General features: G+C 71.2%; 15 protein-coding genes. 13 read left to right on the top strand and 2 right to left on the bottom strand.

Annotated features, from left to right (window positions below; genetic code table 11):
* Positions 1-53: 53 nt before the first annotated feature.
* Positions 54-797: a YidC/Oxa1 family membrane protein insertase gene (locus EDF64_RS13555; RefSeq protein WP_133520513.1), complete on the bottom strand. Its 744-nt coding sequence runs from the start codon at positions 795-797 to the stop codon at positions 54-56.
* 59 nt (positions 798-856) lie between these two features.
* The gene (locus EDF64_RS13550; RefSeq protein ID WP_133520512.1) at positions 857-1,141 is read right to left on the bottom strand and encodes a hypothetical protein; all 285 of its coding nucleotides are present in this window, start codon (positions 1,139-1,141) and stop codon (positions 857-859) included.
* Positions 1,142-1,208: 67 nt separating this feature from the next.
* Between EDF64_RS13550 and ybaK the strand changes: the two genes are divergently transcribed.
* From ybaK to EDF64_RS13485, 13 genes are all read left to right on the top strand, one after another.
* Positions 1,209-1,694, top strand: coding sequence for a Cys-tRNA(Pro) deacylase (ybaK, locus tag EDF64_RS13545; protein WP_133520511.1), 486 nt, complete (start codon positions 1,209-1,211; stop codon positions 1,692-1,694).
* A gap of 95 nt (positions 1,695-1,789) precedes the next feature.
* Entirely contained in the window at positions 1,790-4,384 is a 2,595-nt protein-coding gene (locus tag EDF64_RS13540; RefSeq protein WP_133520510.1) for an ATP-dependent Clp protease ATP-binding subunit, read from the top strand.
* A gap of 604 nt (positions 4,385-4,988) precedes the next feature.
* Positions 4,989-5,225 (top strand): hypothetical protein, encoded by a 237-nt coding sequence (locus EDF64_RS13535; protein ID WP_133520509.1) that lies wholly within the window; start codon positions 4,989-4,991, stop codon positions 5,223-5,225.
* Between the two features lie 161 nt (positions 5,226-5,386).
* Entirely contained in the window at positions 5,387-5,929 is a 543-nt protein-coding gene (locus EDF64_RS13530; RefSeq protein WP_133520508.1) for an adenine phosphoribosyltransferase, read from the top strand.
* Between the two features lie 65 nt (positions 5,930-5,994).
* Entirely contained in the window at positions 5,995-8,019 is a 2,025-nt protein-coding gene (thrS, locus tag EDF64_RS13525; RefSeq protein WP_133520507.1) for a threonine--tRNA ligase, read from the top strand.
* The gene (locus tag EDF64_RS13520) at positions 8,019-8,588 is read left to right on the top strand and encodes an HIT family protein (protein ID WP_133520506.1); all 570 of its coding nucleotides are present in this window, start codon (positions 8,019-8,021) and stop codon (positions 8,586-8,588) included. The genes thrS and EDF64_RS13520 overlap by 1 nt, the downstream gene beginning before the upstream one ends.
* Before the next feature lie 13 nt (positions 8,589-8,601).
* Positions 8,602-9,522, top strand: coding sequence for a pyridoxal 5'-phosphate synthase lyase subunit PdxS (pdxS, locus tag EDF64_RS13515; protein WP_133520505.1), 921 nt, complete (start codon positions 8,602-8,604; stop codon positions 9,520-9,522).
* Positions 9,512-10,123, top strand: a complete 612-nt coding sequence (pdxT, locus tag EDF64_RS13510; protein WP_133520504.1) for a pyridoxal 5'-phosphate synthase glutaminase subunit PdxT — start codon at positions 9,512-9,514, stop codon at positions 10,121-10,123. Before pdxS ends, pdxT begins: the two co-directional genes overlap by 11 nt.
* Positions 10,124-10,299: 176 nt before the next feature.
* Positions 10,300-11,064, top strand: coding sequence for a YebC/PmpR family DNA-binding transcriptional regulator (locus tag EDF64_RS13505; RefSeq protein ID WP_133520503.1), 765 nt, complete (start codon positions 10,300-10,302; stop codon positions 11,062-11,064).
* Positions 11,065-11,071: 7 nt separating this feature from the next.
* Positions 11,072-11,716 (top strand): crossover junction endodeoxyribonuclease RuvC, encoded by a 645-nt coding sequence (gene ruvC / locus EDF64_RS13500; RefSeq protein WP_243736399.1) that lies wholly within the window; start codon positions 11,072-11,074, stop codon positions 11,714-11,716.
* Positions 11,713-12,333, top strand: a complete 621-nt coding sequence (gene ruvA / locus EDF64_RS13495; RefSeq protein WP_133520502.1) for a Holliday junction branch migration protein RuvA — start codon at positions 11,713-11,715, stop codon at positions 12,331-12,333. Before ruvC ends, ruvA begins: the two co-directional genes overlap by 4 nt.
* The gene (ruvB, locus tag EDF64_RS13490; RefSeq protein WP_133520501.1) at positions 12,330-13,367 is read left to right on the top strand and encodes a Holliday junction branch migration DNA helicase RuvB; all 1,038 of its coding nucleotides are present in this window, start codon (positions 12,330-12,332) and stop codon (positions 13,365-13,367) included. The genes ruvA and ruvB overlap by 4 nt, the downstream gene beginning before the upstream one ends.
* Before the next feature lie 94 nt (positions 13,368-13,461).
* Positions 13,462-13,863: a preprotein translocase subunit YajC gene (locus EDF64_RS13485; protein ID WP_133520500.1), complete on the top strand. Its 402-nt coding sequence runs from the start codon at positions 13,462-13,464 to the stop codon at positions 13,861-13,863.
* The last annotated feature ends 69 nt before the right edge of the window (positions 13,864-13,932 follow it).

Genomic DNA, 13,932 nt, shown 5'->3' with positions numbered 1-13,932 from the left:
CGGATCCGTGGTTCGATCCGCGCCGGCTCGTGCGCGCGCCGGCGCCGGTCCGGCTAGGCGAGGGCGCGCCGCAGGACCGCGCGCTCCGCGAGGGTCCACGTCGCGCTCGTGACGACGTAGAGCGCTGCGGCGAGCGGCGCGATCGCGGCGAAGACGACGGTGACGAACGGCGCCCAGCGCCCGATCGCCTGCGTCGCCGCCGCACCGGGGACCGGCGTGCCCGGGTCGGGCGCGGCGATCGGGTTCCACCGCAGGTTCGCGCGCCGCGAGGCCTCGACGACGACCACGAGCACGGCGAGCAGCACCAGCACGACCCACGCGTGCAGCCACAGCGGCGAGGTCAGCGTCACGACGAGGGAGTGCCCGAGCGGCACCCCGGCGAGCGTCGCCGCGAGGAGCGTGTTCGTGACGCCGTCGATCGTGCCGTGCGTGAAGAGCGTGTAGACGAGCGAGAGCACCGGCGCCTGCGCGAGCACCGGCAGGCAGCCCGCGAGCGGTGAGACCTTCTCGCTCGTGTAGAGCTCCTGCAGGGCGCGCTGCAGCCGTTCGGCGTCCTTCCCGTGACGCTTCCGGAGCACCGCGATCCGTGGCGCGAGGCGGCGGCGGTCCCGTTCCGCCCGGACCTGCAGCACCGCGAGCGGGACGAGCACGGCCCGGACGGCCAGGGTGAGCAGCACGACGGCGAGGGCGGCGGCGAGGTCGCCCGCGACGGGGGAGAGGGCCGCGGTGGTCGCGGCGAGGAGGTCGGCGCCGCTGTGCAGCAGCGGCCCGACGACGGGCAGGGTGGTGAGGTCCATGACGTTCCGATCGGTTCGGCGGGAGGGGTCGCGTGTGCGGCCCGGCCACCGATCGGTGGTCAGGCCGGGGTGGCGGCTCCCGGAGCACGCGGTCGGGCGTGCCCGTCGGCGTCGGGGTGGCTCCACGCGATCCTCGTGACGAGGTCGGCCGGAGCGCGGGACGGCGTGACCGAGCGGCCGGCGTCGAGACCGAGCACGAGGGCCAGCAGCCGTGCGACGACGACGGCGACGGCGACGGCGGTCAGCCCGAGCGCCGCGACCGCGAGGAGCGGGAACGCCCCGCCCGCGGGGTCGCCGAGCACCAGCGCGGCGGTGAGGCGCAGGAACAGCTCGACGACGGTCATGGTCCGTTCAGGGTAACGCCCGCGCGCCGCTCGGGGGGAAGTGGCTGGTCAGGGCAGGATCAGAGGCATGACCGTAGGTTCGCCGAGCACCCCAGCGACCGTGGCCCTCGAGCGGGCCGGGATCCCGTACACGCCGCACGTGTACGAGCACCACGAGACCGCGACCAACTTCGGGGAAGAGGCGGCCGCCGCCCTCGGACTCCGCGAGGAGCAGGTCTTCAAGACCCTCGTGGTGTCGGTCGACGGCGCCCTGGCGGTCGCGATCGTCCCGGTGGCGAACCGCCTCGACCTCAAGGCCATCGCCGCGGCCGTCGGTGGGAAGAAGGCGACGCTCGCCGACCCCGCCCTCGCCGAGAAGCGCACGGGCTACGTCGTCGGCGGGATCAGCCCGGTCGGGCAGAAGACCCGCCTGCGGACCGTGGTCGACGAGTCGGCCCTGTCCTACCCGAGCATCTTCGTGTCCGGCGGTCGTCGCGGCTTCGACATCGAGGTGGCCCCGGCCGACCTCGTCCGGGTCACCGAGGCGACCGCGGCGCCCATCGCCCGGACCTGAGTCGGGTCGCCGCAACTTTCTTTCACGGCCGGGAATGACCCGGTCCCTCCTGCGTTGCATTGAGTCGAAGGCACTCAAGTTCCCAGGAGGTCCCTTTGCCAGCACAGTTCGGTCCGACCAGCGGCAGCGACTCGTTCGACGAGTTCCTCGCCCGGCTGCTCGCGGCTCAGGACACCGGCGCCCAGCGATCCGTACCGCTGGGACGCCCGGTCGACATCACGCGACTGCTCAGCCGTCGCACCCACGAGATGCTCCAGCGCACCGCGGAGTACGCCGTCCAGCAGGGCCAGCACGAAGTGGACGCCCTGCACATCCTGCACGTCCTCGTCCGCACCGACCCCTTCACCGCGGTCGTCCGCCAGGCCGGGGTCGACCCCGAGCAGCTGGCCGACGGGGTCGAGCAGCGCCTGCCGATGGCCCGCGATGCCGCCGACGACCAGTCCGGCCGCCCCGCGCTGACCGGCACCGCCCAGCGGATCCTGCTCGAGGCCACCCAGGCCGCGCGCGGGTTCGGCAGCACCTACACCGATCCCGAGCACGTGTTCTTCGCGCTCGTCATGGACCAGGACACCGTCACCGGGCAGCTGCTCGCGAGCGCCGGTGTCACCCCGCAGGTCATGCAGGACTACGCCCAGCAGGCCGCGGCAGCAGCACGAGAGGGGCGCCCGATGCCCGGAACCACCGAGGACGTCGCGACCAGCAACGACTCCGAGACCCCGACCCTCGACCAGTTCGGCACCGACCTCACCGAGCGCGCCCGCGACGGACGCATCGACCCGGTGATCGGCCGCGCCGACGAGATCGAACAGACCGTCGAGATCCTGCTCCGACGCACCAAGAACAACCCCGTCCTCATCGGCGAGCCCGGCGTCGGCAAGACCGCGATCGTCGAGGGCCTCGCCCAGCGCATCGCCGACGGCGACGTCCCCGCACTGCTCCAGGGCAAGCGGGTCGTGTCGCTCGACCTGCCGGGCATGCTCTCCGGCACCCGGTACCGCGGTGACTTCGAGGAGCGCCTGACGAAGGCGATGGACGAGATCGCGGCACACGCCGACGAGCTCATCGTGTTCGTCGACGAGCTCCACACCGTCGTCGGCGCCGGTGGCGGTGGGGAGGGCGGCTCGATGGACGCCGGCAACATCCTCAAGCCCCGGCTCGCCCGCGGCGACCTGCACATGGTCGGCGCGACGACGCTGAACGAGTACCGCCGGATCGAGAAGGACGCCGCACTCGAGCGTCGCTTCCAGCCGGTCACGGTGGGGGAGCCGAGCGTCGAGGACGCAGTCGCGATCCTCACCGGCCTGGCACCCCGCTACGCCGAGCACCACGACGTGACCTACACCGACGACGCTCTGCGCGCCGCGGTGGAGCTCTCGCACCGCTACGTGACCGACCGGCACCTGCCGGACAAGGCCATCGACCTCATCGACCAGGCCGGCGCACGCCGCCGACTCGCCCGTTCGGGCGACGTCGACGTCGACGCGCTGCGGGCGCAGGTCGACTCGCTCACGAGCGAGAAGGACCACGCGGTTGCCGAGGAGCGCTACGAGGAGGCGTCGCGCCTGCGCGACGAGATCGACGGCCTGGAGGCGCGGATCACCGCCGCCTCGACGGCGGACGCTGGTCGCGCCTCCAGTCCGGAATCCGTGAGCGCCTCGATCACGGAAGCCGACATCGCAGCCGTCGTGTCGCGTGCCACCGGGATCCCGGCCACGCGGCTCACGCAGGGCGACCGGACCCGGCTCGCCGCGCTCGAGGACGAACTCCACGAGCGCGTCGTCGGCCAGGACGACGCCGTGCGGGCCATCGCGACCGCGGTGCGGCGCAGCCGCACCGGCATGGGCGACCCGCGTCGCCCCGTCGGCAGCTTCCTGTTCCTCGGCCCGACGGGCGTCGGCAAGACCGAGCTCGCGAAGGCCCTGGCCGGATCGCTGTTCGGTGACGAGTCGGCGATGCTCCGCTTCGACATGAGCGAGTTCGGCGAGCGGCACACCGTGTCACGCCTGGTCGGTGCCCCTCCCGGGTACGTCGGCTACGACGAGGCCGGTCAGCTGACCGAGCGCGTCCGCCGCAACCCGTACTCGGTGATCCTGCTCGACGAGGTCGAGAAGGCGCACCCGGACGTGTTCAACCTGCTGCTGCAGGTGCTGGACGACGGTCGTCTGACCGACGGCCAGGGCCGCACGGTGGACTTCCGGAACACGGTCGTCATCATGACGTCGAACATCGGGTCCGAGTTCCTCGCGTCGCGCTCCGGTGCGCTCGGGTTCTCCGCCTCGGCCGACGGCGGGTACTCGGACGAGGACCTTCGCGCCCGCGTGATGGGCAAGCTGCGCGAGTCCATGCGGCCGGAGTTCATCAACCGCATCGACGACATCGTGCTGTTCCGCAAGCTCGACCCGTCGCAGCTCCACGCGATCGTGTCCCTGGTGCTGCAGGACACCACGCTCCGACTGCTCGCCCAGGGCATGGCGCTGTCCGTGTCCGACGCGGCGGTCGACTGGCTCGCCGAGCACGGCTACGAGCCCGAGTACGGCGCACGTCCGCTCCGTCGCCTCATCCAGCGTGAGGTCGACGACCGGATCGCCGCCCTCGTCGTGGACGAGGCCGTCGCCGGCGGCGACACCGTCCGGATCGACGTGGTCGACGGTGCCCTGACGGCGACCGTCGCGGTCCCCGCCGCGGTGTAGTCCGGCGTTGCGAGAACACCCCCGGTGCCGTTCGGTGCCGGGGGTGTCCTGCGCGCGGTGCGCGTGCGCGCGTTCCGCGTGTTCGGGAATGCAATTCTCGACGAATTGCAGAAAAGGCTTGCGCTGAGAATGTCGGTGTGGATAGTGTTCACGAGCACACCACCGCGTCAGCACGACACCGAGAGGGGGCCTGACCATGATGATCACCGCAACGACTCCGTTCCGCGGCATCCGTACGTTCGGCGGCACCCCGTTCCGGGTCCGCTGACACGGAGCGCCCGACACCTGTCGACACCTGCGCCCAGGCGCGTCCGAGCTGATCACTGCTCGCCGGACCGCCTCGGGCACGACCCTCGCTGACGCCCGGTCGGCACCGTCCCGCACGCCACGATCGTGGCTGGGGTGGTGCCGTCCGGAATGCGCCCGCGAACGGGTCGTGAATGTCGGTGGTGGGTGGGACGCTCGTCACATCGGCAGCAATTCCTGACCGCGCTCGCGCAATGCGTCGCGACGCGCGGAGTGCATTCTCGTGCATTCATTCTCGAGCCCGAGTCCCGGGCAGTTCCGTCGTGCCCAGAAGTGGCACGCCTCGAAGGGGAACACCTTGTCAACGAAGACCACCACCATCCGCCCTCCCGACACCCGTGCGGTCCGTCACCGCGTCTCGCTGTCCGACCGCATCGCGCTCCGCATCGGGATGTCGCTCATCATCTGGAGCCGGCGCACGCACCACGTGCGGCCGACGGTCGACATCGCCACGCGCAACCACCTCGAGCGGGAGCGTCAGCAGCGCGAGGCCGAGTGGCTCCTGCGCAGTGCCGCCCTGCACCTCTGGCACTGAGCGCTCGCGCCTGCCCGCCCCTCGCACGGTGCGAGGTCCACACCGCGTCATCGCGGGCGCGACCTCGCACCGTGCGAGGGGCCATCTCGCATCGTCGCGGCGACCACCTCGCACGGTGCGAGGAGGTCGGACGCACCCCGCGCCTCCCGTACCGTTGTCGGGTGACCGAAACCGCAGCTGCACTCGTCGAACGCCTGACCGCCGTCGTCCCGGACTTCCCGAAGCCGGGGGTCCTGTTCCGCGACGTCACGCCGGTGTTCTCCGACCCGGTGGCCTTCGGTCGCGTCTGTGAAGCCCTCGCCGCCCCGTTCGCCATCGGCCAGGGGTTCGCCGCCGTCGCCGGCATCGAGGCCCGTGGCTTCGCGCTCGCGGGCGGGATCGCTGCGCAGCACCAGGTCGGCGTGCTGACGGTGCGGAAGGCGGGCAAGCTCCCCGGCGAGGTCCTCAGCGAGCAGTACGCGCTCGAGTACGGCGAGGCCGAGCTCGAGCTCCGCCCGGGCCAGCTCCCCGCCGGCACGCGGGTGCTCGTCGTCGACGACGTCCTCGCCACCGGGGGCACCGGCGCCGCGACCATCACCCTGCTCGAGCGTGCCGGGTACGAGGCGATCGGCTTCGCCGCACTGCTCGAACTCGACGGGCTCGCGGGCCGCGCGCGCCTCGAGCCGCGACTGCCCGTCGAAACCCTCGGCACCGTCCCCGCCTGAGTCCGCACGCCCACACGTCCCGCACTAGTCTTGACGCACCATTTCGATCGAGGAGTCCCATCATCGTGACCGAGTCAGTCGCCGCACCCGCGCCCGCAGAGCTTCCCCAGGCACCCGAGCCCCGCACCGCGACGACGACCACGACGGGCACCGAGCTCTTCGACGGTGAGCGCGGCGTCGTCGCGATCCGCGTCGACGGCGTTCTCAAGGACCTGGCGGCCGAGGTCGCCGCCGGTGCGACCGCCGAGGCCGTGACCCTGCAGGAGCAGGACGGGCTCGACATCCTCCGCCACTCCGCCGCGCACGTGCTCGCGCAGGCCGTGCAGCAGATCAACCCCGAGGCCAAGCTCGGCATCGGCCCGCCCGTCACCGACGGCTACTACTACGACTTCGACGTCGCCGAGCCCTTCACGCCCGAGGACCTCAAGGCGATCGAGAAGGGCATGGACCGCATCGTCAAGCAGGCCCAGCGCTTCCGTCGCGTCGTCGTCACCGACGAGGAAGCCCGCGAGCGCATGGCGGGGGAGCCGTACAAGCAGGAGCTCATCGGCCTCAAGGGTGCCGCCGAGTCGGGCGACTCCGGCGAGAGCGTCGAGGTCGGCGCCGGCGAACTGACGGTCTACGAGAACGTCGACCCGAAGTCCGGCGAGGTCGTCTGGCAGGACCTCTGCCGCGGCCCGCACGTCCCGCACACCCGCTGGATCGGCAACGCGTCGAAGCTCATGCGCGTCGCCGCCGCGTACTGGCGCGGGTCGGAGAAGAACCCGCAGCTGCAGCGCATCTACGGCACCGCGTGGCCCGACAAGGACCAGCTCAAGGCGTACCAGGTCCGCCTCGAAGAGGCAGCGAAGCGCGACCACCGCAAGCTCGGTGCGGAGCTCGACCTGTTCTCGTTCCCCGACGAGATCGGCTCCGGCCTGGCGATCTTCCACCCGAAGGGCGGCATCATCCGCCGCGAGATGGAGGACTACTCGCGCCGTCGGCACGAGCAGGAGGGCTACTCCTTCGTCTACACGCCGCACATCACCAAGGGCGACCTGTTCGAGCAGTCCGGGCACCTGGGCTGGTACAAGGACGGCATGTTCCCGGCCATGCACATGGACGAGGCGCGCGACGAGGACGGCAACGTCACACGGCAGGGGGCGGACTACTACCTCAAGCCGATGAACTGCCCGATGCACATCCTCGCGTACCGCTCGCAGGCCCGGTCGTACCGCGACCTGCCCCTGCGGATGTTCGAGTTCGGCACGGTCTACCGCAACGAGAAGTCCGGCGTGATCCACGGCCTCACCCGCGTGCGGGGCATGACGCAGGACGACGCGCACATCTTCACCACGAAGGAGCGCATGAAGGAGGAGCTCACCACGACGCTCCAGTTCGTGCTCTCGCTCCTCCGCGACTACGGCCTCGACGACTTCTACCTCGAGCTGTCGACGAAGGACCCGGAGAAGTACGTCGGTGACGACGCCACCTGGGACGAGGCGACGAACACGCTGCGCGAGGTCGCCGAGGAATCCGGGCTCGAGCTCGTGCCCGACCCCGCGGGTGCGGCGTTCTACGGCCCGAAGATCTCCGTGCAGGCACGCGACGCCATCGGCCGCACCTGGCAGATGTCGACCGTCCAGCTCGACTTCAACCTGCCGGAGCGCTTCGAGCTCGAGTACGCGGCGGCGGACGGCACCCGGCAGCGCCCGGTGATGATCCACCGCGCCCTGTTCGGCTCGATCGAGCGCTTCTTCGGCGTCCTGACCGAGCACTACGCCGGCGCGTTCCCGGCCTGGCTCGCCCCGGTGCAGGTCGTCGGGATCCCGGTCGCGGCGGAGTACGGCGACTACCTCGACGAGGTCGTCGCGAAGCTCCGCACCCACGGCGTCCGCGCAGAGGTGGACCACTCCGACGACCGGATGCAGAAGAAGATCCGCAACCACACGAAGCAGAAGGTGCCGTTCCAGCTCATCGCGGGCGGCGACGACCGCGACGCGGGTGCGGTGAGCTTCCGCTTCCGCGACGGCCGTCAGGACAACGGCGTGCCGGTGGACGAGGCCGTGGACCGCATCCTCACCGCGATCCGCGAGCGCGCGCAGGTCTGATGTCCGACGAGCAGGACCCGTTGGTGATCCGGGACGCCGCGACCGGCGCGGCCGTCCCGGACGCCTTCCAACGTCTCTGGAACCCGCACCGGATGGCGTACATCGACGCCGGGCGCGAGGGCAAGGGCCGCGGCCACGACGACGACTGCCCGTTCTGCGAGGCGCCGCGGAAGTCCGACGAGGACGCCCTGATCGTCGCCAGGGGCGAGCACGCGTACGTCCTGCTCAACCTGTTCCCGTACAACAACGGGCACCTGCTCGTCTGCCCGTACCGCCACGTCCCGCTCTACGACGAGGCGACGCCGGACGAACTCCGTGAGATCGGCGAACTGACCCAGACCGCGATGCGCGTGCTGCGATCGGTGTCGCACTGCGACGGCTTCAACATCGGTATGAACCAGGGCGAGGTCGCCGGCGCCGGGGTCGCCGGCCACCTGCACCAGCACATCGTGCCGCGGTGGCAGTCCGACGCGAACTTCTTCCCGATCATCGCCCGGACGAAGTCGATGTCCCAGTTGCTCGGCGAGACCCGTCGACTGGTCGCCGGCGGGTGGCCTCCGGCGCACTAGACTGGTCGGCATCATGAGCGACAGCACCAGCACCTCCGGCACCCCTGGCACCTCGATCACCGGCTCCGACCGCGTCAAGCGCGGCCTCGCCGAGATGCTCAAGGGCGGCGTGATCATGGACGTCGTCGACGCCGAGCAGGCCCGCATCGCGGAAGAAGCCGGTGCGACCGCCGTCATGGCCCTCGAGCGCGTCCCCGCGGACATCCGTGCACAGGGTGGCGTCGCCCGCATGTCCGACCCGTCGATGATCGAGGAGATCATCGCCGCGGTGTCGATCCCCGTCATGGCGAAGGCCCGCATCGGCCACTTCGTCGAGGCCCAGATCCTGCAGGAGCTGGGCGTCGACTACATCGACGAGTCCGAGGTGCTCTCGCCGGCCGACTACGTGAACCACATCGACAAGTGGAACTTCACGACCCCCTTCGTCTGCGGAGCCACCAACCTGGGCGAGGCGCTCCGTCGCATCACCGAGGGTGCCGCCATGATCCGCTCCAAGGGCGAGGCCGGTACCGGCGACGTCTCCGAGGCGACCAAGCACATCCGGACGATCAACAAGGAGATCGCGGCGCTGCGGCACCTCAAGGAGGACGAGCTCTACGTCGCCGCGAAGGACCTGCAGGCCCCGTTCGACATCGTGAAGGAAGTGGCGCAGACCGGCAAGCTGCCCGTCGTGCTCTTCACCGCCGGCGGCGTCGCGACCCCGGCCGACGCCGCGATGATGATGCAGCTCGGTGCCGACGGCGTCTTCGTCGGCTCCGGCATCTTCAAGTCTGGTGACCCGGCCAAGCGCGCTGCCGCGATCGTCAAGGCCGTGACCTTCCACGACGACCCGAAGGTCATCGCCGAGGTCTCGCGTGGCCTGGGCGAGGCGATGGTCGGCATCAACGTCGCCGACGTCCCCGCTCCGCACCGCCTCGCCGAGCGTGGCTGGTAACAGCACGAGCGGTGCGCGGCCCCGCATCGGGGTCCTCGCACTGCAGGGTGACTTCCGCGAGCACATCGCCTCGCTGACGGAGCTCGGCGCCGACGTGGTGCCGCTCCGTCGCCCGGAGGAGATCGCGGCCCTCGACGGCGTCGTGATCCCCGGCGGCGAGTCGAGCGTCATGGACAAGCTGTCCCGCGCGTTCGGCGTGGCCGAGCCGCTCGGCGCGGCGATCCGTGACGGCCTGCCGACGTACGGCACGTGCGCCGGGATGATCATGCTGTCCTCCCGCATCACGGACGGAATCACGGGGCAGCAGACCCTCGACGTGCTCGACACCACGGTGCGCCGGAACGCCTTCGGCAACCAGAACGACTCGTTCGAGATCGACATCCCGATGCCGGCGCTCGGCGAAGCCCCGGTGCACGCGGTCTTCATCCGGGCCCCGGTGGTCGAGCAGCACGGCCCCGGCGTCGAGGTCCTCGGGGCACTGCCGGACGGTCAGGCCGTCGCGGTGCAGCAGGGCAACGTGATCGCCAGCGCCTTCCACCCCGAAGTCGCTGGCGAGGACCGGTTCCACCGGCGCTTCCTCGACCTCGTCCGCTCGGCCTGAGCCGCGGCGCGCACGCGCGACCGGCTGCGCCGCGGCCCGCACGCGCGACCGGGCCGGTCGTCCGCAGGACGGACCATCCACTCGGCCAGTTGTCCACAGGGCCAGCGCGGCGGAGGCGAGCCGCGCCTCCAGGCCGGTAAACTGAGGCAGATTTTCCGCTAGACGCAAGGAGCACCGTGTCCGGGCATTCCAAGTGGGCAACGACCAAGCACAAGAAGGCGGTCATCGACCAGCGCCGTGCGAAGTCGTTCGCCAAGCTGATCAAGAACATCGAGGTCGCCGCGAAGATGGGCGGCGCCGACCTCTCCGGCAACCCGACCCTGGTCGACGCCGTGCAGAAGGCCAAGAAGACCTCGGTCCCCAACGACAACATCGACCGCGCCATCAAGCGCGGTGCCGGCCTCACCGGCGAGACGATCGAGTACACGACGATCATGTACGAGGGCTACGGCCCGAACGGCGTCGCGATGCTCATCGAGTGTCTGACCGACAACAAGAACCGTGCTGCGGCCGAGGTCCGCACGGCGATGACGCGCAACGGCGGCACCATGGCCGACCCGGGCAGCGTCGCGTACAACTTCTCGCGCAAGGGCGTCATCTCGGTCACGAAGACCGACGGCCTCGACGAGGACACCGTCATGACCGCCGTGCTCGACGCAGGTGTCGAGGACGTCATCGACCAGGGCGGCGGCTTCGAGGTCATCACCGAGGCGAGCGACCTCGTCGCGGCCCGCACCGCGCTGCAGGACGCCGGCATCGACTACGACTCGGCCGACGCCGAGTTCGTGCCGGGCCTCAAGGTGCCGGTCGACGCCGACACCGCCCGCAAGGTGTTCCGTCTCATCGACGCGCTCGAGGACTCGGACGACGTGCAGAACGTGTACTCGAACTTCGAGGTCCCCGCCGACGTGCAGGCCGAGCTCGACGAGGACGAGGACTAGGCCGATGCTGCGCGTGCTCGGGGTCGACCCCGGGCTCACGCGGTGCGGCGTCGGCGTGGTCGAGGTCGCACCGAACCGGCGTGCCCGGCTCGTCCACGTGACGGTCGTGCGCACGCCGGCGGACATGGCGCTCGAACAGCGCCTCCTGCTCATCGCCGACGGCATCGCGGCCGAGATCGACGAGCACCGTCCCGACGCCGTCGCGGTGGAGCGGGTGTTCGCCCAGGCGAACGTCCGGACCGTGATGGGCACGGCGCAGGCGGCCGGCCTGGCGCTGCACGCGGCGGCCGCACGCGGCCTGCCGGTCGGGCTGCACACCCCGTCCGAGGTCAAGGCCGCGGTCACGGGGTACGGCAACGCCGACAAGCGGCAGGTGCAGACGATGATCGCGCGCGTGCTCGGCCTCGACGAGGCACCGAAACCGGCCGACGCCGCCGACGCGCTCGCGTTGGCCGTGTGCCATGCCTGGAGGCTCGGGTCACCCGACACCGTCGGCTCGCGTCCGACGAACCTCACCCCGGCACAGCGCGCGTGGCGGGACGCCCAGGGCGGCACCGTCGACTCGCCGCTCGCCCGAGCCGCGGCCGCCGCGGCACGACCGCAGCGTGGCAGGTCGGCATCGTCGGTGGGCGGCCGTAGGCTCGGGGCATGATCGCGAGTCTCCGGGGCACCTGCATCGACGTCGCCGGATCGGCCGTCGTGGTCGAGGTCGGGGGCGTCGGGTATGCCGTCACGGTGACACCCGCCCACGCGCTGTCGATGCGCCACGGTGCCGAGGTCTTCCTCCGCACCGCGATGATCGTGCGCGAGGACGAGCACCTGCTCTTCGGCTTCGAGTCCACCGATGCGCTCCAGGTGTTCGACCTGCTCCGAAGCGTGTCCGGCGTCGGCCCGAAGTCGGCGATGGGCGTGCTCGCCCACATGGAACCCGCACAGGTCGCGAACGCCGTCGCGAACGACGACGACGGCGCGTTCCGCAAGGTCTCCGGCATCGGCCCGAAGACCGCCAAGCTCATCATCGTCGCCCTCTCCGGCAAGCTCGCCGCGTTCGAGCAGGCGCCCGTGGTCGCCTCCGCCCGTGGCGCCGTGGCCCACCCGGCAGCCGTCGACGTGGTCGAGGCGCTGGTCGGTCTCGGCTGGCGCGAGGACGCGGCCCAGCGCGCCGTCGACGACACCATCGCGACCGAGCCGGGCGCTGCGACGATGGGCACGCAGGCGCTGCTGCGCGCGGCACTCGGTGCCCTCCGTCCCGCCGGTGCCGGCCGGTGAGCGGCATCACCGCCGCCAGCGCCGAGTCGCAGGAAGAGCTCGCGTTCGAGGGCGCGCTCCGCCCGAAGTCCCTCGACGAGTTCGTCGGGCAGCGCAAGGTCCGCGGGCAGCTCGACCTGCTCCTCAAGGCCGCCGCGATGCAGGACCGCACTCCCGACCACATCCTGATGGCCGGACCGCCCGGGCTCGGCAAGACCACGCTCGCGATGATCGTCGCGCACGAGTCCGGCCGCCCGCTTCGGATGTCGAGCGGGCCGGCGATCCAGCACGCCGGCGACCTCGCCGCCGTGTTGTCGTCCCTCGTCCCCGGCGAGGTCCTCTTCATCGACGAGATCCACCGCATGGCGCGCTCGGCGGAGGAGATGCTCTACCTGGCGATGGAGGACTTCCGGATCGACGTCATGGTCGGCAAGGGCGCTGGCGCGACGAGCATCCCGCTCGACCTCGCGCCGTTCACCCTCGTCGGGGCCACGACCCGCGCCGGCCTGCTGCCGAACCCGCTCCGCGACCGCTTCGGGTTCACCGCGCACCTCGAGTTCTACGAGAAGGACGAGCTCGAGCAGGTCCTCATCCGGGCCGCCCACCTGCTCGAACTCGACATCGACCGCACGGCACTGCGCGAGATCGCCGGACGGTCGCGAGGCACCCCCCGCATCGCGAACCGTCTGCTGCGCCGCGTGCGGGACTACGCGCTCGTGCACCGGACGACCGACGGCATGGCGGCCGTGCAGGGCGCGCTCGACCTCTACGACGTCGACGAGCTCGGTCTCGACCGGCTCGACCGCGCCGTCGTCGAGATCATGCTCACCCGGTTCGACGGGGGACCGGTGGGCCTCAACACGCTGGCGGTGTCCGTCGGCGAGGAATCCGAGACGATCGAGTCGGTCGTCGAACCGTTCCTCGTGCGCGTCGGCCTGGTCACCCGCAGCCCGCGCGGCCGGATCGCCACCCCGCAGGCGTGGCGCCACTTCGGCATGACACCCGGGCAGACGGCCGGGGCGCAACCGGGCCTGTTCGACGACGCCACCGACTGACCGGCCCGGGCGGTCCGGGGCGACATCCCACGCACAGTCGTGTGCCCTAGACTGCTACGGCCCGAAACCGAGCAACCAGAGAAGGCATCGCATCATGGGTCAAGAAGTCATCCTCATCGTCATCGTCGTGGCGTTCGCGGCCTTCATGTTCTACAACAGCCGCAAGCGCAAGAAGCAGCAGGGCGAGCTCGCCACCAAGATGGTGCCGGGTGCTCGCGTCATGCTGTCCTTCGGCCTGTACGGCACGCTCCTGTCGGTCGACGACGAGAAGGTCACCGCCGACGTCGAGATCGCCCCCGGCACCGTCGTCACCGTGCACCGCCAGACCCTGTCGCGCGTCGTCGACGACAGCGCGTCGGACATCGAGACCACCGCCACGCCCGAGGACGAGCCGGCAGCGCCGAAGCCCGTCGCCGAGCTGAACGGCGAGCCGGTCTACGGTGAGCGCGTCGACCCGACCGACACCGACGCGTCGAAGCGCAAGACCGAAGACTGACACCTCGGCCGCCGGGTCCACCGATCCGGCGGCGACACCTGCCGCCGGTCACCACCGTCGGTCCTGACA

It is taken from the genome of Curtobacterium flaccumfaciens, assembly GCF_004361695.1.
In the GTDB taxonomy this organism is placed as follows: Bacteria; Actinomycetota; Actinomycetes; order Actinomycetales; family Microbacteriaceae; genus Curtobacterium; species Curtobacterium flaccumfaciens_B.
The sequence above is the reverse complement of the archived record's forward strand: the minus strand, read 5'-3'. Positions and strand labels throughout refer to the sequence as shown.